At 50.3% G+C, this 22,992-nt stretch carries 21 protein-coding genes and 1 riboswitch; of the genes, 17 read left to right on the top strand and 4 right to left on the bottom strand.

What is annotated here, in order from left to right; translation table 11 throughout:
* The first annotated feature begins 10 nt into the window (after positions 1-10).
* The 10 genes from mnmG (at position 11) to UCI88_RS04105 (ending at position 11,991) form a co-directional block, all read left to right on the top strand.
* Positions 11-1,885 carry a tRNA uridine-5-carboxymethylaminomethyl(34) synthesis enzyme MnmG gene (mnmG, locus tag UCI88_RS04150; RefSeq protein ID WP_044503413.1) on the top strand — a complete coding sequence of 625 codons (1,875 nt, stop codon included), beginning with the start codon at positions 11-13 and terminating at the stop codon, positions 1,883-1,885.
* A 1-nt stretch (position 1,886) separates the two neighbouring features.
* Positions 1,887-2,597, top strand: a complete 711-nt coding sequence (rsmG, locus tag UCI88_RS04145) for a 16S rRNA (guanine(527)-N(7))-methyltransferase RsmG (protein WP_256179712.1) — start codon at positions 1,887-1,889, stop codon at positions 2,595-2,597.
* 15 nt (positions 2,598-2,612) lie between these two features.
* Complete coding sequence (locus UCI88_RS04140; protein WP_256179711.1) at positions 2,613-3,647, top strand: D-alanyl-D-alanine carboxypeptidase family protein; 1,035 nt, start codon at positions 2,613-2,615, stop codon at positions 3,645-3,647.
* 47 nt (positions 3,648-3,694) lie between these two features.
* A riboswitch (ZMP/ZTP riboswitch) is annotated at positions 3,695-3,780 on the top strand.
* An 85-nt stretch (positions 3,781-3,865) separates the two neighbouring features.
* Entirely contained in the window at positions 3,866-5,113 is a 1,248-nt protein-coding gene (locus tag UCI88_RS04135) for an L-lactate MFS transporter (RefSeq protein WP_065360061.1), read from the top strand.
* A 254-nt stretch (positions 5,114-5,367) separates the two neighbouring features.
* Positions 5,368-6,129, top strand: a complete 762-nt coding sequence (locus UCI88_RS04130) for a DeoR/GlpR family DNA-binding transcription regulator (protein WP_044503410.1) — start codon at positions 5,368-5,370, stop codon at positions 6,127-6,129.
* Positions 6,126-7,031: a 1-phosphofructokinase gene (pfkB, locus tag UCI88_RS04125; protein WP_044503409.1), complete on the top strand. Its 906-nt coding sequence runs from the start codon at positions 6,126-6,128 to the stop codon at positions 7,029-7,031. Before UCI88_RS04130 ends, pfkB begins: the two co-directional genes overlap by 4 nt.
* Positions 7,032-7,100: 69 nt before the next feature.
* Positions 7,101-9,044, top strand: a complete 1,944-nt coding sequence (locus UCI88_RS04120; protein ID WP_256179710.1) for a PTS fructose transporter subunit IIABC — start codon at positions 7,101-7,103, stop codon at positions 9,042-9,044.
* 88 nt (positions 9,045-9,132) lie between these two features.
* Complete coding sequence (locus UCI88_RS04115) at positions 9,133-9,390, top strand: HPr family phosphocarrier protein (RefSeq protein ID WP_044503407.1); 258 nt, start codon at positions 9,133-9,135, stop codon at positions 9,388-9,390.
* Positions 9,391-9,411: 21 nt separating this feature from the next.
* Entirely contained in the window at positions 9,412-11,043 is a 1,632-nt protein-coding gene (gene ptsP, locus UCI88_RS04110) for a phosphoenolpyruvate--protein phosphotransferase (RefSeq protein ID WP_044503406.1), read from the top strand.
* A 135-nt stretch (positions 11,044-11,178) separates the two neighbouring features.
* The gene (locus UCI88_RS04105; RefSeq protein WP_044503405.1) at positions 11,179-11,991 is read left to right on the top strand and encodes a basic amino acid ABC transporter substrate-binding protein; all 813 of its coding nucleotides are present in this window, start codon (positions 11,179-11,181) and stop codon (positions 11,989-11,991) included.
* A gap of 107 nt (positions 11,992-12,098) precedes the next feature.
* On the opposite strand, the gene UCI88_RS04100 is transcribed toward UCI88_RS04105, so the two are convergent.
* On the bottom strand, positions 12,099-12,389 hold the full coding sequence (locus tag UCI88_RS04100; RefSeq protein ID WP_044503404.1) for a hypothetical protein: 291 nt from the start codon (positions 12,387-12,389) through the stop codon (positions 12,099-12,101).
* Between the two features lie 172 nt (positions 12,390-12,561).
* Between UCI88_RS04100 and UCI88_RS04095 the strand changes: the two genes are divergently transcribed.
* Positions 12,562-12,948, top strand: coding sequence for a winged helix-turn-helix transcriptional regulator (locus UCI88_RS04095; protein WP_256179709.1), 387 nt, complete (start codon positions 12,562-12,564; stop codon positions 12,946-12,948).
* A gap of 135 nt (positions 12,949-13,083) precedes the next feature.
* Here UCI88_RS04095 and UCI88_RS04090 read toward each other — a convergent pair whose 3' ends face one another.
* Positions 13,084-14,490, bottom strand: a complete 1,407-nt coding sequence (locus tag UCI88_RS04090) for a sodium:solute symporter family protein (protein ID WP_065359831.1) — start codon at positions 14,488-14,490, stop codon at positions 13,084-13,086.
* Between the two features lie 451 nt (positions 14,491-14,941).
* Between UCI88_RS04090 and UCI88_RS04085 the strand changes: the two genes are divergently transcribed.
* The 6 genes from UCI88_RS04085 (at position 14,942) to UCI88_RS04060 (ending at position 19,739) form a co-directional block, all read left to right on the top strand.
* Positions 14,942-15,904: a bile acid:sodium symporter family protein gene (locus UCI88_RS04085; RefSeq protein ID WP_256179708.1), complete on the top strand. Its 963-nt coding sequence runs from the start codon at positions 14,942-14,944 to the stop codon at positions 15,902-15,904.
* A gap of 27 nt (positions 15,905-15,931) precedes the next feature.
* Positions 15,932-16,777 carry a pantoate--beta-alanine ligase gene (gene panC / locus UCI88_RS04080; RefSeq protein WP_256179707.1) on the top strand — a complete coding sequence of 282 codons (846 nt, stop codon included), beginning with the start codon at positions 15,932-15,934 and terminating at the stop codon, positions 16,775-16,777.
* Positions 16,778-16,881: 104 nt separating this feature from the next.
* A complete protein-coding gene (locus tag UCI88_RS04075) occupies positions 16,882-17,097 on the top strand; it encodes a hypothetical protein (RefSeq protein ID WP_044503400.1) in 216 nt (71 codons plus the stop codon).
* 28 nt (positions 17,098-17,125) lie between these two features.
* Positions 17,126-17,764: a DUF6803 family protein gene (locus UCI88_RS04070; RefSeq protein WP_256179706.1), complete on the top strand. Its 639-nt coding sequence runs from the start codon at positions 17,126-17,128 to the stop codon at positions 17,762-17,764.
* Positions 17,765-17,890: 126 nt separating this feature from the next.
* Positions 17,891-18,598: a response regulator transcription factor gene (locus UCI88_RS04065; protein ID WP_256179705.1), complete on the top strand. Its 708-nt coding sequence runs from the start codon at positions 17,891-17,893 to the stop codon at positions 18,596-18,598.
* Positions 18,585-19,739, top strand: a complete 1,155-nt coding sequence (locus UCI88_RS04060; RefSeq protein ID WP_256179704.1) for a sensor histidine kinase — start codon at positions 18,585-18,587, stop codon at positions 19,737-19,739. The genes UCI88_RS04065 and UCI88_RS04060 overlap by 14 nt, the downstream gene beginning before the upstream one ends.
* 73 nt (positions 19,740-19,812) lie before the next feature.
* On the opposite strand, the gene UCI88_RS04055 is transcribed toward UCI88_RS04060, so the two are convergent.
* Together UCI88_RS04055 and UCI88_RS04050 are read right to left on the bottom strand one after the other, a co-directional pair.
* Complete coding sequence (locus UCI88_RS04055; protein ID WP_256179703.1) at positions 19,813-22,485, bottom strand: heavy metal translocating P-type ATPase; 2,673 nt, start codon at positions 22,483-22,485, stop codon at positions 19,813-19,815.
* A gap of 13 nt (positions 22,486-22,498) precedes the next feature.
* Entirely contained in the window at positions 22,499-22,819 is a 321-nt protein-coding gene (locus UCI88_RS04050) for a metal-sensing transcriptional repressor (protein ID WP_044503395.1), read from the bottom strand.
* Positions 22,820-22,992: the final 173 nt, after the last annotated feature.

Raw genomic sequence — 22,992 nt, 5'->3', positions numbered from 1 at the left:
AGGTGGAACTATGTTTACCGTCGATACATATGATGTCATCGTCATCGGCGCCGGCCATGCCGGCTGTGAAGCGGCTCTTGCCAGTGCCCGCTTAGGTGCCAAGACGTTGATGGCTACTTTAAATTTAGATAATATTGCCCTCATGCCCTGCAATCCGGCCGTAGGAGGTCCCGGAAAGAGTCATTTGGTCCGGGAAATCGATGCCTTAGGCGGAGAAATGGGAATCAATACCGATAAAACGTGCCTGCAAATGCGGATGCTCAATACCGGCAAGGGTCCTGCTGTCTATTCGCTGCGGGCGCAGTCCGATAAAAAGCTGTATCAGATGGACATGACCAAGACCCTGGAAAACCAGGAAAATCTCGATGTCAAACAGCTTATGATTACTGACTTGCTGCTCGAAGACGGTAAGGTTTCTGGCGTGCGGACGGAACTGGACGAAGTCTATAAGGCATCCTGCGTCATCTTGGCGACAGGAACCTATTTAAAGGGGAAAATCATCATTGGCGACTGCACCTATTCCGGCGGCCCCATCGGCCAGCGTTCGGCAGAAGACCTGTCGGGATCGCTCTTAAAAGCCGGGATCAAGCTCATGCGCTTTAAGACCGGTACGCCGGCCCGCGTCGACCGCCGCACCCTTCGGACTGATGAAATGACTAAGCAGGAAGGGGATAAAGACGGCCATGCATTTTCCTTCTTGTCGGAACGAAAGAACCGCAACAAGGCTTGCTGCTGGCTGACCTTTACCAATGAAGAAACGCATAAAATCATTCGCGACAACCTTGATCGGGCACCGATGTGCAACGGCGTCATCGAAGGCATCGGTCCCCGGTACTGCCCGTCCATTGAATCGAAAATCGTCCGCTTTGCCGATAAAAAGCGGCACCAGCTTTTCGTTGAACCGGAAGGGGAATCGACAGAAGAAATGTACGTCCAGGGCATGAGTACCAGTATGCCTGCCGACGTTCAGTACGCCTTCCTGCGGACGATACCGGGCCTTGAAGACGTAAAAATCATGCGTCCCGGCTACGCCATCGAATACGACTGCCTTGATCCGACGCAGCTCACGCCATGGCTGGAAACGAAAAAGATTTCCGGCCTCTTTTCAGCCGGCCAGGCCAACGGCACCAGCGGTTATGAAGAAGCGGCAGCTCAAGGGCTGATTGCCGGTATCAATGCGGCTTTAAAAGTGCAGCATAAAGATCCCTTCGTCCTGACCCGTTCCGAAGCCTACATCGGCGTCCTCATCGATGATTTAGTCACCAAGGGAACGAACGAGCCTTACCGCATCATGACCAGCCGCAGTGAGTACCGCCTCATCCTGAGGCAGGATAATGCCGATTTGCGCCTGACCCAGAAGGGCTATGATATTGGCCTGGTTACAGAAGAACGATATCAGGCATTCACAAATAAGAAACAGGCTATTGAGGCAGGGATTTCGGCCTTGAAGGAAATTTCAGTTACGCCGTCTAAAGATAACTTGGCGAAACTTGAAAAACTCGGCACAGCGCCTATCCATACGGCCCTCACAGCCTATGACCTTCTTCGTCGTGATGACGTGACCTATGCGTCCCTACAGACTGTCTTTGACTTGCCGGACTTAGCGGAAGACGTTGAGGAAGAAATCGAAATCATGATTAAGTACGAAGGCTACATCAGCCGTCAGATGGAACAGGTCGATAAGATGAACCGTCTGGAAAAGAAGAAAATGCCCAAAGACATCGTCTATGCCGACATCGACACTTTGTCTGCCGAAGCGCGGCAGAAGCTCGATGAAATCCGCCCCTTGTCCTTAGGTCAGGCCAGCCGTATTTCCGGCGTTTCACCGGCCGATATTACGGCCCTTCTGATTCTCTTGGAACAACACAACCGGGGGGATAAGTGATATGTTTGGCAGTGAATTACAATCGGCTCTTACAGCCATGGGACTTTCGGTTACGGAGGAACAGCTCCGCCAATTCGACGTCTTTCATGAACAATTAATTGAAACCAATAAGGTCATGAACCTGACGGCCATTACCGAGCCTAAAGAAGTAGCGATAAAACACATGGCCGACAGTCTTTCCTGTTATGAAGCGGATTGCTTTACGCCGGGGGCGTCCGTTCTTGATTTGGGAACCGGCGCCGGTTTTCCCGGCCTGCCCCTGCTCATCTATCGCCCGGATTTGAAGGTTACCTTTTTTGACTCCCTGCAAAAGAGACTTACTTTTTTGCAGAACTTGGTCGATCAATTGGGACTTACTGCCGATTTCCTTCACGGTCGGGCCGAAGAGGCGGCCCATCAGCCTATCTACCGCAGTGCCTTTGACGTCGTGACCAGCCGAGCCGTGGCTCGTTTAAATATTCTGGCCGAATGGGCTCTGCCCTATGTCAAACAGGACGGTTATTTCATTTCTTTAAAGGGCGCCCAGTATGAGGACGAACTGAAAGAAGCTGAAAAGGCCTTGAAGATTTTAGGCGGTACGGTGGACCATGTGAAGGCCGTTCAGCTTCCGGGACTCGATGAGGTGCGGGCCGTCATCTATATTCAAAAGACTGGCGAAAGTCCTAAAAAATATCCGCGCAAGCCGAAAATGGCTGTAAAAAATCCTTTATAAAGGAGAGGTGCAATTATGTCTTTGAAAAAAATGATTTGTTTGGCTGCTGCTGCCTGTATGACGATGGCAGCGCCGGTCTTTGCCGATGAACTGCAGAAACCGGATATCGAGGCTCATGCAGCCTATGTCATGGATGCCGATACGGGGGATGAACTCTATGCGAAAAATGCCGATGACCTGGCCTATCCCGGCAGTACGACGAAAATTATGACGGCCATCCTCGGCATTGAGCTCGGGAAGAGTCAAAATCTGATGGATAAACCCCTTAATATTACGAATGATATCTATGACATCGAAAGTGATGCTTCGGTCCTCGGCATCAAACCGGGCGATCAGATTACCCTCAGTAATGGCATGACCGGCATGATGCTCGTATCGGGCTGTGATGCGGCCGTTGCCGTCGCCGAAACGGTGACGCCGACAGAATCTGATTTTGTCGCCAAGATGAATGAAAAAGCAGCTGCTTTAGGCGCTTCTCATACGCACTTTGCCAATCCTCACGGCCTTCCCGATACGAACCATTACTCGACGGCTCGCGACATGGCTGTTATCGCTGCCTATGGCATGAAGATTCCTGAATTTCAGGATATGGTCAGCCGAAGCGAATTCGACATGCCCTATATGGACGGCGGATTTAAGCACTGCACGTCGACCAACGAGTTTTTGACCAGCGGCTTTTCCGGCGCCAACGGCATCAAGACCGGTACGACCAATGCCGGTGGTCCTTGTCTTGTCGTTTCGGCAACGAGAGACGGTCGGACGGTCATCGCATCGATCATGAATTCGAGTGACCGCTATGGCGATGCCCAGAAACTGATGACCTACGCTTTTTCGGCTCTGAAAGATGCGGAACCGGCAGAAAATGTCTACATCGTGCGCCATGCACCGGCAGGCCAGACCTTATCGGATATTCAGGAAAAGCAGCAGCAGGCTGCTGAATTAGCCGCTCAGCAGGGGCAGGAACAATCGTCGAGTGCAGCAACGACACAAAAAGCTGCCGGCCAGTCACAGGAATCGAAGGATTACGTTCCTTTTTCTCCGGCCGCTTAAAATTTGATATTGACAAAATAAATCAATATTCGTATAATAACATCAGCAGATTCGTACAGGACTGACGGATTCAAGTGGAGCAACCACGTGAACTGTACGAAGCCATTTCATGCCGACCGTCTGGGCAAGTGTATGCTACTAACATATTCTTGGGCCCGGGGGTCGGTATATTTTTTTTCAGACCTCTTGGCTCCCTACCTGGAAGGAGATAATGGATCATGAAAAGAAATCGTTGGCTCATCGCTTTGTCGGCTATCGGCCTCCATATTTGTATCGGCAGTGTCTACGCTTGGAGCGTTTTGACCAAGCCGATCATGGAAGCTATGGGCTTTAGCCTGCAGGAAACGACGTGGACTTTTTCTTTAGCTATTTTATTCCTCGGATTGTCGGCCGGTTTCTTGGGCAGTTTTGTTCAAAAAATCGGACCTCGCAAATCCGGGCTCTTGTCGATGACCTTCTTCGTCTTGGCTATGTTCGGTACGGCAGCTGCCCTCTACCTGCACAGCCTGCCCATGCTCTACTTGTTCTACGGCGTCATCGGCGGCATCGGCCTGGGGACGGGCTACATTACGCCGGTATCGACGTTGGTTAAGTGGTTCCCTGAAAACCGCGGCTTTGCAACGGGTTTGGCTATCATGGGCTTCGGTTTTGCCAGCTTGATTGCAGGTCCTGCCATGCAAATTCTGGTTCAGTCTTTTGGTCTGGTGGCTAATTTCATCATCCTCGGTATTGTATATATGGTCATTATGACGGCCTCTTCCTTATATTTAGCGCCTCCCGAAGAAGATTCGGCAGCGGCTGCTGAAAAGAAATCGAACGTTGAATATGCCGATGCACAGCCTCAGTTTACCGTTCGCGACTCCATGAAAACGTGGCAGTTCTACGCCATTTGGTGGCTCTTCTTTACGAACATTACCTGCGGCATCGCCCTCTTGGCCGTCGCTTCTCCCATGGCCCAGGATGTCGTCGGCATGTCTCCCATGGCAGCAGCTTCTATGGTCGGCCTCATCGGTCTCTTGAACGGTGCCGGCCGCATTGCTTGGGCTACCGTTTCCGACTATATCGGCCGTTCGTCGACATATGTCTTATTCTTCGCCATTGAAATCCTGGCCTTCTGGCAGCTTGCCAATGTAACCAGCGCTTTCAGCTTCCAAATCCTCCTCCTGCTCATCATTACTTGCTATGGCGGCGGTTTTTCCTGCATGCCGGCTTACCTCAGCGACCTTTTTGGGACCAAGTATCTCAGCGCCATTCACGGCCGTATCCTGACGGCTTGGGGGGCTGCCGGCGTTGCCGGTCCGGTCTTGGTATCGATCATCAAAGAAACGACGAACAGCTACGCTACGACGCTGTACTTCTTCGTCGGAGCCTTCGTAGTGGCTTTGGTACTGATGGCATTCTTGAAATACCAGACCCGTCACGGAATTGAAACGACGGCCCAGCCGTCTCGGAGTACCGGTATGTAAGTGCTTTCTTAAATAGAAATGATTGACCCGACCGATTCATCATCGGGTTATGGAAGTTCATGGAAGGAAATTGTCCCTTATATGACAGTTTCCTTCTTTTTTTTATTTCTATGTGAATAAAATCACTTGAATGAGCTGAGCACATAAATGAACGAATTTGATTGCTTTTTGATTATAATGGTTGTATTTGATTGAAAATGAATGAAATTAACGATATAATATGGCGAGAGGAGGCTGGAAAAGGAAGTGATGCGATGCTGACTGAAGAAAGACATGAAAAAATAATGCGACTCGTCAATACGAGCGGAGCCGTATCTGTTCAGGATTTAGTTAGTTTTTTGAACATCTCGGAATCGACAGTCCGAAGGGATTTACTGACCCTTGATCGGGAAGGCCGCCTGCGCCGTGTTCATGGCGGAGCGACGACGCTTCGAGACGATTCTTTATATGAAGCGGATATGGAGAATTTGCAGGATAAATATTCTATTCATATGAGTGAAAAGCGGCGTATTGCTCAGTATGCAGCCCGACTGATTCATAAAGAGGACTTTGTATATCTCGATGCCGGTTCGACGACGGAACAGCTCGTCGAGTTCCTGGCCGGTTCAGAAGCGACATTTGTTACGAACAGTATTCCCTTGGCACAGAAATTAGGCCGCATCGGCGGCAGGGTCTATATCGTTCCCGGACGAGTGAAGGGCGATACGGAAGCCATCGTCGGCAGTGAAATGAGAGACATGATTGGCCGATACCATTTTACCAAAGGATTTTTTGGTGCCAACGGCATTGCAGTCCATTCCGGCTGCACGACGCCCGATGATGAAGAGGCCGTTTGTAAAAGAGCCGCTTTGGGGCAGTGCTTGGATCGCTTTGTCTTGGCCGATTCCAGTAAGTTCGGCTTATCTTCACATATTACATTTGCAGAATTGTCAATGGTTACGCTGATTACGGCGCGGGACGATGACAGCCTCGATTACAAACCGTATCAGCAAATTACGGAGGTGCATATCCTGTGATTTATACAGTTACGTTCAACCCATCCTTAGATTATGTTGTCCATATGAAGAAGTTTACAGCCGGTGATATCAATCGGGCAGAGCAAGAAATGATTTATCCCGGTGGCAAGGGCATCAATGTATCCCTCGTTCTCGGCAACCTTCACATCCCGTCTAAGATGCTGGGCTTTGTGGCCGGCTTTACGGGTAAGGAAATCGAACGCCTGGCTAAAGAAAACGGCGGGGATACGGATTTTATCCTCCTCGATGAAGGATGCTCGCGCATTAACCTCAAGGTCAGTGCCGATGACGAAACGGCTGTTAACGGCATGGGTCCGAATATTCCTGAAGATAAGCTCAATGCCCTTTTGGCGCAAATCGATGCCATTGCGGATGGTGATACATTGGTCTTGGCCGGCAGTATTCCCAGTGATATTCCAGACGATATCTATGAACAGATCTTGAAGCGCCTTCAAGGCCGGGATATTCGCGTCGTCGTCGATGCTACAGGCGACTTATTGAAAAATGTCATTAAATATAAACCATTCCTCATTAAGCCCAATAATTTTGAATTAGGCGAACTGTTCAGCGTCGATCTCAAGACGGATGATGAAATCATCGTCTGCGCTAAACAGCTGCAGGCTATGGGGGCCCGCAACGTCCTCGTTTCTCTCGGGGGAGACGGTGCGCTTCTTCTCGGCGAAGACGGAAAAGTATACCGCCGTCCGTCCCCGAAGGGCACACTGGTCAACTCTGTCGGTGCCGGAGACAGTATGGTCGCCGGATTCCTGGCCGGTTTTGAATCGGCTAAGGGAGACCTCAATGAAGCTTTGAAGATGGGTATCAGCGCCGGCAGTGCTTCGGCCTTTAATGAATGGCTGGCAACGGAATCCCAGATTCGGGACATTTATTCCCAGTTATAAGTGAATTTGTACTTTTTGTATTAGAGAATTGAATGGTATAGAGAATTAAATCGAGAAGGAGTGATGTAGATGCGTATTGTAGATTTACTCAAGAAGCAGAGCATTGACCTTAATGCCGCTGTTGCCGATAAGACAGCGGCCATTGGCCACCTCGTCGACCTCATGGATGCCGGCGGTAATTTGAATGACAAAGAGCTGTACAAAGAACGTGTTCTGGCTCGTGAAGCCGAAGGCAGCACGGGTATCGGCGAAGGCATTGCCATTCCTCATGCCAAGACGGAAGCCGTAAACGAACCGGGGCTGGCCTCGATGATCGTTCGTGACGGCGTCGATTACGAAAGCCTCGACGACGAACCGGCTCATCTGTTTTTCATGATTGCAGCCCCGGCCGGCGGTGCAGACGTCCACTTGGAAGTATTGAGCCGTTTGAGCCGTATGCTGATGGATGATGATTTTCGCAATGCCTTGATGCAGGCTAAGACGCCGGAAGAATACCTTGCGACGATCGATAAGGCCGAAGCCGAACAGATTGAAGCCGAAGCCGCAGAAGCGGCCGCTGAAGCCGCTGCGGAAGAAGCACCGGCCGTAGAAGCGGCTCCATCCGAACGACCCTTCATCGTCGGCGTTACGGCTTGCCCGACGGGCATTGCCCATACTTATATGGCTGCCGAAGCGTTGGAAAATAAGGCCGCTGCCATGGGCGTCGACATCAAAGTCGAAACCAATGGTTCCGGCGGGGTTAAAAATCACCTGACCGAAGCCGATATCAAGCGGGCTGTCGGCGTCATCGTCGCCGTCGATAAAGACGTACCGGTCCAGCGCTTTGCCGGCAAAAAGGTCATCTTCACCAAAGTTGCCAACGGCATTAAGATCCCGGAAGAATTGATTCAGACAGTCCTCGACGGCAAAGCTCCCGTTTATCAGGGATCGGAATCGTCTTCTGAATCGGTAGCTCTTGAAAGTGCCGAAAAGGAAAGCGTCGGCCGCCAGATTTATAAGCATTTGATGAATGGCGTATCCCATATGCTGCCCTTCGTTATCGGCGGCGGTATTCTCATCGCCTTGGCCTTCCTCTTTGATATGGACAATGCCGGTGCGGCAAACTTCGGTAGTGGGACGCCTGTCGCCGCCTTATTGAAAAATATCGGCGGTCTGTCCTTCAGCATGATGATGCCTATCCTGGCCGGATACATTGCCATGAGTATCGGCGAACGACCGGCTCTGATGCCCGGTATCGTCGGCGGGTTCCTGGCGACAACGGGCGGATCCGGTTTCTTTGGCGCTCTCTTTGCAGGCTTCATTGCCGGTTACTTGGTTCTTTTATTGAAAAAAGTCTTGTCGGTCCTGCCGGAATCCCTGGAAGGCACGAAGCCCATCCTCTTTTATCCGGTGTTAGGTCTGGTTCTCATCGGCCTTATCATGACCTTTGTCATCAACCCGCCGACGGCTATCTTTAATACCTGGTTGTTCGACAGCCTCAACAGTATGACGACGTCGAGCCGTATCGTCCTCGGTTTCGTCCTCGGAGGCATGATGTCTATCGACTTTGGCGGTCCTATCAACAAGGCAGCCTACGTCTTTGGGACGGCCTCGCTCATGAGTGCTACCGGTCAGGCTGTCAGCTCGGGCATCATGGCTTCGGTCATGGCCGGCGGCATGGTTCCGCCCCTGGCAATCGCCTTGGCTATGCTGATCTTTAGAAATAAGTTTACGCCGAAAGAACGGCAGTCGACGATTACCAACTTCATCATGGGCCTGTCCTTCATTACGGAAGGTGCCATTCCTTTTGCAGCCTCTGACCCGCTTCGCGTCATTCCGACCTGCGCCATCGGTTCTGCTGTCGCCGGCTCGCTGTCGATGCTCTTTGGCTGCGCCCTTCCGGCACCTCACGGCGGTATCTTCGTATTCGGTGTCATCACCAATTGGCCCATGTATATCGTCTCTTTAATTGCCGGTGTCATCGTGGCAGCCATCTTACTCGGTATTTTCCGCAAAAAACGTCCTCAAGAGTAATTGCGTAATTTCCATAAATCAAGTACACTATATAATAGAGTTTTATCTCAACTATTCCAAACACTTATTTCCTGAAGGAGGAATTTTCATGAAAGAATTTGAATTTGTTGTAACCGATCCCCAGGGTATCCATGCTCGTCCGGCTGGCCTCTTGGTTAAAGAAGCTAAAAAATTTGAATCCAACATCAGTGTCTTCAAAGGCGCTCGTAAAGGTGATTTGAAAAAAATCTTCACCGTCATGGCTTTAGGGGTAAAGCAGGGTGAATCCATTAAAGTACAGGTAGAAGGCGCTGACGAAGAACAGGCAGCAAGTGCTGTAGAAGCCTTCTTGAAGGAAAACTTCTAAGATTTTTGAGGGGGAAAGCAGATGCTGACGTTAAAAGGTAAGAGTGTCTTTTCCGGTATCAGTATCGGACCGCTGGCACTGTTTCATCGCAACACCATTTCTACAGCCGTTCGGCCCATTGAAAGTGTCGAAGTAGAATTGGCGCGTTTCCAAAAAGCGCGTGAAGAAGCGATGAGCCAGCTGAAAGACTTATATGTTAAAGCTGTAGACAAAGTCGGTGAAGAACAAGCGGCTGTCTTTGAAGTTCATCAGATGATGCTCGATGACGATGACTATGTTGAAGGTATTGAAACAAGAATCCGCGAGGAAAAAATGAATGCTGAAGCAGCCGTTGATCAGACGGCTCAAGAACTCGCGGAGATGTTCCGCTCCATGGAAGACGCCTATATGCAGGCCCGTGCAGCCGACGTTCTCGATATTTCCCGCCGCGTAGAGCAGCAGCTCAGCGGCGGCCCGGGGATTGATTTCAGTAACTATGATCAGGTTATCATTGCTGCTGACGACTTGGCACCGAGCGAAACGTTACAGCTCGATACTGACAAGATCCTTGGCTTTGTTACGTCAGCAGGCAGCACCAACTCGCATACGGCTATCTTAGCCCGTACCTTGGGGATTGCCGCTGTCGTCAGCACGGGAACGCAGCTTCACAACGACGTTGACGGTATGATGGCTGTCATCGACGGCACGACAGGGGACGTTTACATCAATCCTGATGAAGAAACGCTGGCCCTGATGAAGAAAAAGCAGAAAGAAGAAGAACTGCGCCTTACAGCCTTAGAACAGGTGCGCGGTGTCCCGACGGTTACCAAAGACGGCAAGAAGATCAATCTCTTTGCCAATATCGGCAATCCGGGCAACCTGCCTCAGGTTCTGGCCAATGATGCCGAAGGCATCGGTCTTTTCCGCAGCGAATTCCTCTATTTGGAAAGCAGCAACTATCCGACGGAAGATCAGCAGTTCGAAGCCTATAAGCAGGCTGCAGAAGCCCTTGAAGGCAAGACCGTCGTCATCCGTACGCTTGATATCGGTGCCGATAAAAAGGTTGACTATTTCGACCTTGATCCGGAAGAAAACCCGGCTATGGGCATGCGTGCTATCCGCATCTGCCTGAGCCGCGTCGATTTGTTCAAGACACAGCTCCGCGCCTTGCTTCGTGCTTCGGCATTCGGTAAGATTGCCATCATGTTCCCCATGATTATTTCCGTCTGGGAAGTACAGCAGAGCAAAAAAATCTTGGACGAAGTCCGCCGGGAATTGGATGCCAAAGGCATTGCCTACGATAAGGATATGGAAGTCGGCATTATGGTCGAAACGCCGGCGGCTGCCGTCATGAGTGAAGAACTGGCTAAAGAAGTTGACTTCTTCAGCATCGGTTCTAACGATTTGACCCAGTACACCTTGGCTATCGACCGTCAGCAGACGAAACTCGATACCTTCTTCGATCCCCATCATCCGGCTGTCCTGAAACTGATTCAGATGACCATTGAAAATGGCCATAAAGCCGGCATTTGGGTAGGTATCTGCGGTGAACTCGGTGCTGATTTGACCTTGACGGAAACCTTCCTGCGCATGGGGGTAGACGAACTGTCGGTCAGCCCTCCGTCTGTATTGCCGCTGCGTGAAAAAGTTCGCTCTTTGGATCTCAGTAAATAATCTATCAAAGCGTTGCTCCTTCGGGAGCAGCGCTTTTTTGATATTTTAGCCTAAAATCCTCTTTACTTTTTTGTATAAAATGGTATAATAATAAAAACAAATTTAATTTTTATTCATTTTAATGGAGGAATTGGCATGGATATGAAAAAAATGGGTACTGCATTGCTTACAGGTGTTTTGGCGGCGTCACTCTTAGCCGGCTGCGGCAGCAGTCAAAAAGAAGCAGGCGATGCCAATAAGCCGCTTCGAGTCGCTACCAATGCGACCTTCGTTCCTTTTGAATTTAAAGACAGCGATCAGTCGGCCGAATACAAAGGCTTTGAAATGGATTTGATCCGTGCCGTCGCCAAAGAAATGAATCGCGATGTCGAATTTAATAATATTGCCTTTTCCGGTATCATTCCTATCATCCAGCAAGGGGACATGGACATTGCTGCGACGGGGATGACGGTTACGCCGGAACGGGCTCAGAAAGTCGCTTTTGCAGCTCCTTTCTATGAATCGAAACTGGTCATCTTAACGCCGAAGAACAGCGGTATCCATTCGGCAGCGGATCTCCAGGGCAAACAGATTGCCGTTCAAATCGGGACGACAGGGGCTAAATATGCTGAAGAACAGGGATACAATGTCAAGCAGTTCGATAATAACTCGGAAGCCATCATGGAACTCCAGGTTGGCGGCTCGCCGGCAGCTATCATCGATAAGCCTGTTGCCGATTACTTCCTGACCCAGGACGGAAAGGATAAATTCGATGTCATCGATATCAGCAATACGAAGCCGGAATATCTGGCCTTTGCCCTCAATAAGGATAATAAGGAACTCTTGCAGCAAGTAAACGAAGCTATGGAAAAATTGAAGAAGAGCGGTGAATTCCAGCAGATTTACAAAAAATGGTTCAACACGGATATGCCGGATCTCCCGACCAGTGCCGATGCCGTCTTGAAATAAACGGTAATGAACGCATCCTTCTTTAGGGACTATTAGCGATAAAAAATAAGCAGCCTTTAAGGGCTGCTTATTTTTTATGATACCGGTATTTTTGGATGCTTGCGAAACTATGCAAGGGTATAAATCTTTACTTCCGGATCTCCTGTCCAAAGGGGCTGAAGGCCGACGAAGACGTCGTTTTTGAAGAGGTCGCTGGAAAGATAAGCCTGGGCGTGTTCGGCACTGTCAAAGCCGTGGAGTACCTGTACGTCTTCATCGCGGATGAGGAGGTCTTTGGTCAAGGCTCCTTCAATAGTCGTCAGGAAGGGCTGGCGGTAGTCCGTATATACTTTGGCGGCAGCCGGTCGATTGGCGGCATCGATTTTCATGGTAATTTCTAAATAAGCCTTTACGTTCATAGTATGTTCCTCCCTTTCGGTTTTCTGTGAGCTCTTCTTCATTATAGCGGCCCTACTCGGCCGGGAGAAGATATAAGCAAATTTATGAGTCACTATTCATTTTAATAGTAACTTGAAGGGATAAAAGGGAGCTACTATAATAAAATCAGCATCAAGAAAGGTGGCGTGAACGGTGTATAAGCCTAAATTAGAAAAGGATATCCGATGTCCCTTAGAATATGGACTGTCTGTTTTTGGCGGTAAATGGAAATCGAGGATAATCTGTGTGTTAGCTGAAAACGGAAGACTGCGATACAGCGCTATCCGCAGGGAAATGGCGAATATTACTGATGCCGTCTTGGCAGCGACCTTAAAAGAATTGATGAATGACGACATGATCGAACGGCATCAGTTTTATGAAATTCCGCCTCGAGTTGAATACGGATTGACGGCCAAGGGGTACTCATCGGTTCCTATACTTCAAAGTATCTGCAAATGGTCCGGAGCTTATCATCGGGAGGATAATGAGCATACGATGCGTCAGTGTCAAAAATGTGATTACAATCAGCGGACTGACTGAGGGAGACCTATGTGTTCTTATAATCCGAGCAGGATTTTTCAACGGGTACAGCCGATAAAAAAAGAGAGATTGTCACCGAGTGGATGACGATCTCTCTTTTTCATGGATACCGTGCGTTTTTGCAGGATATGTCATTTAACTTTTCAGTTCAGGCATTTTGATGGGTGTCTTATCGACGAGGCGGACAATCAGCAAGGTGATGATACAGATGACCCATTCAAAGTAGATGACATGGGGCAGCAGGCGGACAGCCGGGCATAACTGCCAGAGAATGAGGCCGGCGATGCCAACCAAAGTCGTCCAAAAGGCCGTGTTTTTACGGCACAGGGACGGGGCGAAGAGGGTGCACAGGAATACCAAGGTAAAGGCTGTCGTAAGGCTCAGGCCAATGAGCATAACCTTTACGATGCCGACGGCATAGAAGGCCATCAGCAGGGTGATGGCGCCAATGATGACGATGATCAGGCGGTTGGCTTTGACGTAGGTCATGTCCGACATATTCGGCTTGATAAAACGTTTAAACACGTCCTGAGAGATGAGCGTGCCGGCGCCGAGGAGGATGGTGCAGGCCGTCGATACGTCAGCGGCCCAAAGGGCGGCTAAGGTCATCCCGGAAGAGAAAGGATCGAGGCTCATGATGATTTGCGGCAGGGCCAGGGTCGGATTGATATCGGGGAACTGGGCCTTGGCAGCCAGGCCTAAGATGGCCGATAAGAAGCCGATAGGGAAGATGAGCAGGCCGCCGAGGATAAATCCTTTACGGGCTTCTTTGGCGCTTTTGGCACCGCAGGCGATCTGTACCGGCCCTTGGGCGGTGATGGCCTGGGTGGTCATGACGATGATCCAGCCCATGAGGACGGCGAAGGACAGGCCGCCCATGGGAGAGAACCAGTTGAAGTCCGCTGCCGGAAGTGCTGCGTTGATGCCGCTGATGCCGCCGTCACGGATGAGGATGCGAATTAGGGAATAGATGATGCCAAGGTAAATGACGGTAACGCTTAAGATATTGGACAGGCCCGACGACCACAGGCCTCCGATGGCCGTGATGCCGACGAAGACGATGGCGCTGGTAATCATGCCGCCCTGCATGGAAAAGATATCCGGCATGAGGGCGTGCAGGATGGAGCCGCCGGCGACGTACTGCAGGGACGTGATGCAGAGCATGATGAGAGACAAGCCGATGACGCTGATGATGCGGGCTTTTTTATCGTAGCTCCGTTCAAAGAGTTCGGGAATGGTCGTACAGTTCAGCGAACGGTATTTGCCGGCAGCGACGAAGCCCATGACGATGGCCCCGATAGCCCAGGCGGCATTGTACCAACCGGCAGCCAGGCCGACTTTGACGGCACTTTCGGCGACGCCGACGGTGGAAGCTGCGCCGACGGCCATGCCGGTAATGCTGACGGCGACCAGGCCGGTGGAAAACTTACGGCCGGCAAAGAGATATTCCGTCGGGTTTTGACTGGCCCGATGTTTGACGTACATGGAAATGGCAAATAATAAGATGATGTATAAGATGACAATAGCAAGTTGAATCGACATGTTCCTTGTAGCTCCTTTTTTTGGTATTTTGCAACATTGGTTCCTTACAAGGGAACAACGTGTGACAAGAATTGGTAATATTATAGGATAAAATGATGAAAAATACAAGGATTTTATCGATGAATGGACTCTTTTTTTTCCGATTTTGCAGGGACCATTGCATGAGGCGCATAAATATGGTATGATACGGCCGAGGCAAAAGATAGCATCACGCAATGTGAGTTATACTTTTTTTATGTCTACTATCGATTCATTATCTGCTTGGATCTGATTCAGACCGAGACAGGAAGGATTGCTCATCATGTTATGGCCGTAAAGCCATATCTGTGTTTTTTCACGATATGTGCCTGTGCTAAGTGACGGTTGCAGATACCCATACCTTTCAGTCCGAGCTGAAAGGTATTTTTTTATGTCCTTTTGCCCCGAAACTAAGACAGGAGGTATAGATTGATTGAAAAAGTGTTGTGATTTTCTGGTCAGCCATATGGCCGTCTTCGTCGTCCTCATCGGCGTTGTCGGAGCGCTGTGGCCGTGGACGCTGAAGTGGGCTGCTCCTTATGTCGGCTGGCTCTTGGGCATCGTCATGTTCGGCATGGGCATGACCTTGACCGTCGCGGACTTTAAGACTGTTTTTAAGCGGCCTTGGGAAGTCCTTATCGGCATCTTTGCGCAGTTCCTGATCATGCCTTTCGTGGCTTGGGGCCTGGTCCGTATCTTTGCCCTGCCGCCGGAACTGGCCATTGGCGTCATCTTGGTAGGTACCTGCCCGGGTGGGACGGCATCGAATGTCATTTCCTACCTAGCTAAGGGCGACGTAGCCCTGTCGGTATCGATGACGATGGCAACGACCTTGTTGGCTCCCATCGTTACGCCGGCTTTGACTTGGCTTTTGGCGGGCGCATGGATCCATGTTTCTTTCTTGTCGATGATGCTTTCCATTGTCCAGATGGTCCTGGTTCCGGTGCTGCTCGGCTTAGGGGTTAACCATTTCTTTGCCCGCGGCGTCGAAAAGGTACTGCCGGCCATGCCCGTCGTCTCCGTGGTCACCATCGTCATTCTCGTAGGCTGCGTCGTATCCCTCAGTGCATCTCGCCTTTTCGATGTCGGCCTCTTAATGGCGGTCATCGTCGTCCTGCACAACGTCTTCGGACTGACCCTCGGCTACCTCATGGCCAAACTGTTCCGCCTCGATTCGAAAAAATCCCGGACCGTCGCTATCGAAGTGGGCATGCAAAATTCCGGAATGGCAGCGTCCTTGGCGGTCTTGTACTTCAATCCGGCAGCGGCTATTCCCGGTGCTATTTTCAGTGTCTGGCACAATATTTCCGGATCCCTCATTGCCAACTACTTCTCTCGCCGCGATGAAAAGGGCGATGGCGTCGGTGTTAAAGAATCGACAGCCCATGCGGCATAATCTATTTTTATAAAGGAGTTTATGATCATGAAAATTTTCCGTACTGTCAAAGAAATGCAGGCATTTTCCCGTGAACAAAAGAAGGCCGGCAAGGTCATCGGCCTGGTCCCGACTATGGGTGCCCTCCATGAAGGGCATTTGACGCTGATGCGGACGGCAAAAGCCGCCTGTGACGTCGTCGTCGCTTCGGTCTTCGTCAATCCGACCCAGTTCGGCCCCAACGAAGACTATGACGCCTATCCGCGCCGCTTTGAAGAAGACTGCCGGAAACTGGAAAGTGTCGGCGTCGATGCCGTCTTCCATCCGGAACCGTCGGAAATGTACCCCAAGGGTTACTGCACGTACGTCAATGTCGACGGCGATATTACCCATAAGCTCTGCGGTGCCCAGCGGCCCATCCATTTCCGCGGTGTGGCAACGGTCGTCACCAAGCTGATCAATATTACCGGCGCCGATGAAGCTTTCTTTGGCCAAAAAGATGCCCAACAGGTCGTCGTCGTCCGCCGTTTCGTCAGTGACCTCAATCTGCCCGTCCATATCAACATGGTCCCCATCGTCCGTGAAGAAAGCGGTCTGGCTCGGAGTTCGCGCAATGCTTATATGTCCGACACTGAAAAAGAAGCAGCCCTGGTCCTCTCGCGCAGCCTGAGAAAAGCCAAGACGGCTTATGACGGCGGCGAAAAAGATGTAGAAAAGCTGAAAGCCATTGTTACGTCTGAAATTGAAGCCGAACCGATGGCTTCCATTGATTATGTCGATCTCTTTTCCTTCCCTGACTTGGAACCGATCCAAACGGTTTCCGACGAAAGCCTTTTGGCCATTGCCGTCCGCATCGGTAAGACCCGCCTCATCGACAATATCATCTTAAAATAGTAAATCTTTATATTTTCTTGACATTTCCTCCATATCTTTTTCGCACCATTTTGGTATACTCTAACCATAGAAATGATGATGATTTTCTTTAGGAGGTTATATCTATGAAAAAGAAGGTACTGCTTATCGTAGCTGCTCTTTCCGTTATGGCAGGATTCTCTGCTTTTGCAGCCAATTCATATTCAGACCAGAATGATTCTTCTTATTACAACAATGGTTATTACTGTCACGGCAATGGCTACTACAGTGACAATGGCGATGGCTACGACGATGGCTATTGCCATGGTCCGTACATGGGCCACCATGGCTATCAGAGATAATCGTTTGTTTTAAAAGGGGGAAGTTAATATGGTAATGACTCATTACATGGAGCTCTTGTCGCTTCATTCACCGTGGTTTTTGATTCTCTTCATGCTGGTGCCGATGGTATTGGCAGAAACGATTTTGGCATCGGGTGCCTTTTCCTTGCTGTATAAGGATCATCGCAGCGAAAAATGGGACAGCCTGAGCCACATCTGCGGTATTATTCTCGGGGTATTCTTCATCATTGCGACGGTATATATCGTCACGTCTTACATTCCGACCATTCAGTGGCGCGGTCCTATCGACATGGTTTCGATTTGGGCTTACGTCCTCGGCGTCATTCCTGCCGTTTTGATTCTCTTGCAGGAATTGGGGATTATCTTCAAGAACCAGGATTCTACGTCTAAGATCAAGAATCATATCGTGCTCATGATTCTCTTCGTTCTGTTCACCCACTTGGCGATGGTCTTTGGGATGGCAGATCCGAAACTGGCCGGCTACGTTCCGACGCAGCAGGAAATGCAGATGCATGACAACATGCAGATGGACATGAATATGCCTATGGATCACAGCCAGATGAACCATGACCAGATGAATCACGACCAGATGAGCAATGGTCAGATGAACCACGATCAGATGGGTCATGACCAGATGAGTCACGATCAGATGGATTCGAATAAATAAGATTTCGTGTATTTTCAATCATAAGAATGGACTGCTTCTTCGGAGGCAGTCTTTTTTTGATGGGGTCGCTCCTATAGAGGCCATATGGTACAATAGAAACAAAGAAATTTTTGGAGGTGAGCCTTTTTGCGTACCAATTCCATTCTCATCGTCGATGACGATGAAAAGCTTTGTGCCTTGCTCCGATCCTATTTTGAAGAGGAGCGGTTTGTTGTGTACATCGCTCATGACGGCTTGGAGGCCTTGAATATTTTGCGGAACCAAAAGCCGCAGATCATGCTGCTCGATTTGATGATGCCCGGCATGGACGGGTTTGAAGTCTGCCGTAGGACGCGGCAGTTCAGTGATATACCGATTATTTTTCTGTCGGCAAAAGATGATGAAACGGATCGTTTGGTAGGGCTTAATATCGGCGGTGATGACTATGTGACCAAGCCTTTTCACGTTAAGGAAATCATTGCCCGGGTCTACAGCCTATTGCGCCGCACTCGGGGCGAGGTCCTGCAGCAGCCGACGTCGTACATGATTCGCGATTTGGTCATCGACAAGGAGAAGTTCACCGTTCTTCGAAACGGCCAGCCTATCGTGCTGACGCCGACGGAATTTAACCTCTTGGAAGTCTTGTCGGCTTCACCGGACCGTGTATTCAGCCGCATGCAGCTCATGGATAAGATACAGGGAGGATACAGCTTTGAGGGCTATGAGCGGACTATCGATACGCACATCCGCAATCTGCGCAAAAAGCTGGAGCCTAATCCGGCCGAACCTACGTATATCTTGACCGTGTACGGTATCGGCTATAAATTTGTAGGAGGCAGCCATGAAGAGGTCTGACAGCATCGTGATCCGCCTGACGGCTTTGGTATTTATTCTGCTGCTTTTGACGATTGCTATCTTGCTCATTTTAGTCAATAATCAGATGAATAACCATTTTTCCCAATACCTGACCAATATGTCTCATATGATGGGCAATGCCCAGAACGGTATGGGAATGGGCATGAGCGGTATGCACGGATCGATGCACGGGCCGGCAGAGAGTACTTATATTTCTGCTGTCCACCAGTCCTTGCTGTGGGTCGGTATCGGCATGATCATCGTCAGTGTTATTGTCAGCTATTTTGTCGTTCGGGAAATCATGCGCCCCTTATCGACCCTGACCGGTGCCGTACAAAAAATCAGGACCGGAAGTTACGGTCAAACGGTATCCGTGGAACGCCACGATGAGGTCGGTGTCCTGACGGAGTCCTTTAATGAGATGTCGGAAGAACTGGCGCGAAATGACAAGATGAGGCGGCAGCTATTTGCTAATATTGCCCATGAGCTTCGGACCCCTCTGGCCATTCTCCAGGGGAATTTAGAAGGCATGATCGATGATATTATTCCCACGGATAAAAAAATACTCTTGTCTATGGCCGATGAGACGGTGCGCATGGGTCGCCTTATTCAGGATCTTCGGGACCTGTCCTTGGCAGAAATCGATGAATTGACCCTCCATAAGGAGCCGGCCGATATCAATACGATGTTAGAACGGGCGGTCAGTATGCTTCAGCCTTTATGTGAGGAAAAATCGCTGACAGTTCGACAAAACCTAAGTCGTGATCTGCCGTCTCTTGTCATCGACGTCGATCGCATCAATCAGGTCATTTATAATTTACTGAACAATGCCATCCGCTATATCGACAAGGGCTGTACGATTACCGTTTCAACCATGAAGGTTGCCGTAGAGGGGAAACCTTATGTCCAGGTACAGGTTGCCGATACGGGAAAGGGGATTGCTCCGGAAGATTTGAATCATATTTTTCAATACTTCTATCGCAGTGAGCAGTCACGGAATCGAAAAAGTGGCGGAAGCGGCATCGGCCTCGCTTTGGCACAGCAGTTTATCCGCAGCCACGGCGGCAACATCTGGGCTGACAGTACGGTCGGCAAGGGAACGACCTTTACCTTTATTCTCCCCCTTAAGGCCAAAATCTAGGGCAAACATTAAGTCTGTTAAGCAGAAAAAGGGCTCATCCGAAAAATCGGATGAGCCCTTTCCTATAGTTCGATTATTTTACTAATTCATAGCCTGCGTCGGCAATGACCTTAGCAAAATCTTCCATGGGAATATCTTTGCTGAGGGTGACGTCGGCTTTTTTACCTTCCAAGTCAACCGTAACAGCGGTGACGCCGTCCATAGCGGACAATGCTTCATGTACGTGATTCTGGCAGTGTTGGCACATCATGCCTTCGATTTTCAGTGTTTTTTCCATCGTTTCATCATTTCCTTTCTTAGGTTCGTTAGAAACTTTTCCTGTATCTTCAGCAGTTTTATCTGCGGAAACGGAGGTTGTGGCTGCTTCGACCGCTTTTGATTCAGCGGCGGTAACAGCAGGCTGGGATTTATCGGTACGTGTTTCACGTGAAACACGGGAGCTGTGCGTCGTTTGGAAGAAACGCAGGCGCAGGGCGTTCATGCAGACGGTAAAGCTTGAGAGACTCATGGCTGCGGCGCCAATCATGGGGCTCAGGCGGATGCCGAAGGCCGGATAGAGGAGGCCGGCGGCCAAGGGAATGCAGATGACGTTGTAGAAGAACGCCCAGAACAGGTTTTCCTTAATGTTCTTGATGACGGCTTTACTGAGGCGGATGGCGCTGACGGCGTCGAGAAGGTCGCTGCGCATGAGGACTGCGTCAGCGCTTTCGATGGCGACGTCGGTGCCGGCACCGATGGCCATGCCCAAATCGGCTTTAGCAAGGGCCGGAGCGTCGTTTATGCCGTCGCCGATCATGGCGACTTTATGGCCTTTCGCCTGGAGGGCGGCAATGTGTTTTTCTTTATCCTGAGGCAGGACACCGGCGATGACCTGAGGAATGTTGAGACGCTGGCGAATGGCTTCAGCCGTGCGCTGGTTGTCCCCGGTCAGCATGACGACGTTGATGCCCATTTTGGCAAAGTCGGCAATGGCTTCGGCACTCGTTTCTTTTTCGACGTCGGCGACGGCGATGATGCCGATAACTTCTTTTTCATCGGCAAAGAGGAGCGGCGTCTTGCCGTCGTCGGCCAGGGTGTTGAGGGTTGCCGTAATGGCTGTCGTATCGATGTGGACTTCATCCATGAGGCGGATGTTGCCGGCGTAATAGGTTTTTCCGTCGATGACGGCTTGGACACCGCGGCCGAAGAGAGCCTTAAAATCACTGGCGGTTTTCCCTGTGAGGCTGTGATCGGCGGCATAGGTATTGATAGCTTCGGCCAAGGGGTGTTCACTGCCTTTTTCGAGGGCGGCAGCGAGGCTGACTAATTGATCGTCACTGCCCTTAAGGGCGATGATGTCAGTAACTTTCGGGCGACCTTCGGTAATGGTGCCGGTTTTATCCATGACGACGGTATCGATGGCATGGGCCGTTTCTAAGGCTTCGCCGGACTTGATGAGGATCCCGTTTTCAGCGCCTTTACCGGTACCGACCATGATGGCCACCGGTGTTGCCAGGCCCAGGGCGCAGGGGCAGGAAATAACCAGGACGGCAATGGCTGTCGAGAAGGCGAATTCAGCGCTGAAGCCTAAGACGAAGTACCATACGATACCGGTTACTAGAGCGATGGCGATGACGGCCGGTACGAAGTAACCGGAGATGGTGTCGGCCAGTTTGGCAATAGGAGCCTTGCTGGCGCTGGCTTCGTCGACGAGTTTGATGATTTGGCTGATGGTCGTGTCGGAGCCGACGCGCTGGGCTTTAATGTGGATGAAGCCTGTTTTATTGATCGTAGCCGACGTAACCTTGTCGCTGGCCTGTTTTTCGACAGGGATGCTTTCACCGGTAATGGCCGATTCGTCGACGCTCGTCGAGCCTTCCGAAATGATCCCGTCAGCGGGGATGCTTTCGCCCGGGCGGATGACGATTTCATCGCCGACGACTAATTCTTCGACGGGAATGACCGTTTCGATTCCGTTACGAAGGACCGTCGCCTGTTTCGGTGCCAGATCCATCAGTTTTTCGATGGCCGTGCTGGTCTTGCCTTTGGCGCGGGCTTCCAGGTATTTGCCGATGTCGATGAGGGTGACGATCATACCGGCCGATTCAAAGTACAGGTTCATGCTGTATTGAGAGACCAGTGCTAAATCGCCGTGGCCGAGGCCCCAGCTCATGCGGAAAATGGCGAAGACGCCGTAGAGGGCAGCAGCCATCGAGCCTAAACCTACCAGACTGTCCATGTTCGGCGCCCCTTCAAAGAGGTTGCGGAAACCGTTGATATAGTACTTGCGGTTCAGGTACAGGATGGGAAGGATTAATAAGAACTGGGTAAATGCAAAGGTAATGGCGTTTTGCGGCCCATGAAATATGTAGTGCATAAAATTCGGAATAGGAAGACCGAACCATTCATTGAACATATGATACATCGAAATGTACATGACCGGGATCAAGAAGATGATGGATCCGATGAGACGCTGCTTCATGGACTTCATTTCTTCTTTTGCTAAATCGGAGGCGCTCTTCTGCGGCGCTCCGGATGAGGCGGAACTTCCCGTATCGGCCGGGCTGGCACCGTAGCCGGCATCGACGACGGCTTTGATGATATCTTGCTGGCTGACGACGTTTTCGTCGTAGTCGGCCTGCATGCTGTTGGTCAAGAGGTTGACGCTGGCTTTATCGATGCCGTCCAGCTTATTGACTGCTTTTTCAACACGCGTTGAGCAGGCAGAGCAGCTCATGCCGGTAATGGTAAATTTTTCGTGTTTCACTAGGCTCACTCCTTTATTTCATGAGTTTTTGCAAGGCTCCGACGAGTTCATCGACGACTTCGTCTTTGCCATCGCGAATATCATCGACGACGCATCCCTTGATATGCTGACCTAAGAGCTCTTTATTAAAGGCATTCAATGCCGATTGGATGGCACTGACTTGAGTCAGGATATCGATACAGTAGCGGTCGTCTTCCAACATGTTTCTCACGCCTCGGACCTGGCCTTCGATACGGTTCAGCCGCGATACGAGAGATTTATACTCTTTGCCCTCTTTGCTGCGGTACTTATGTTTTTCAGAATTGCAGCAGGGACAGACATCTTTTTCTTCCATAGTATTGGTTCCCTCCTTAGATACCCCCTTGGGGTACATTGTTATGATATACCCAATGGGGGTATATGTCAAGAGTGAGTGTGGGATTTTGATATATTTTTACAAAAAGGTTGGAAAAGGGCTTTGTTATAGCTTCTATAGGCACGAAGAAGGCACAAAAAAAGACTGCCACG

Origin of the sequence: Megasphaera massiliensis, from assembly GCF_036305205.1 — a bacterium.
GTDB lineage: Bacteria > Bacillota > Negativicutes > Veillonellales > Megasphaeraceae > Megasphaera > Megasphaera massiliensis.
This window is presented reverse-complemented; position numbering and strand designations above follow the sequence as displayed.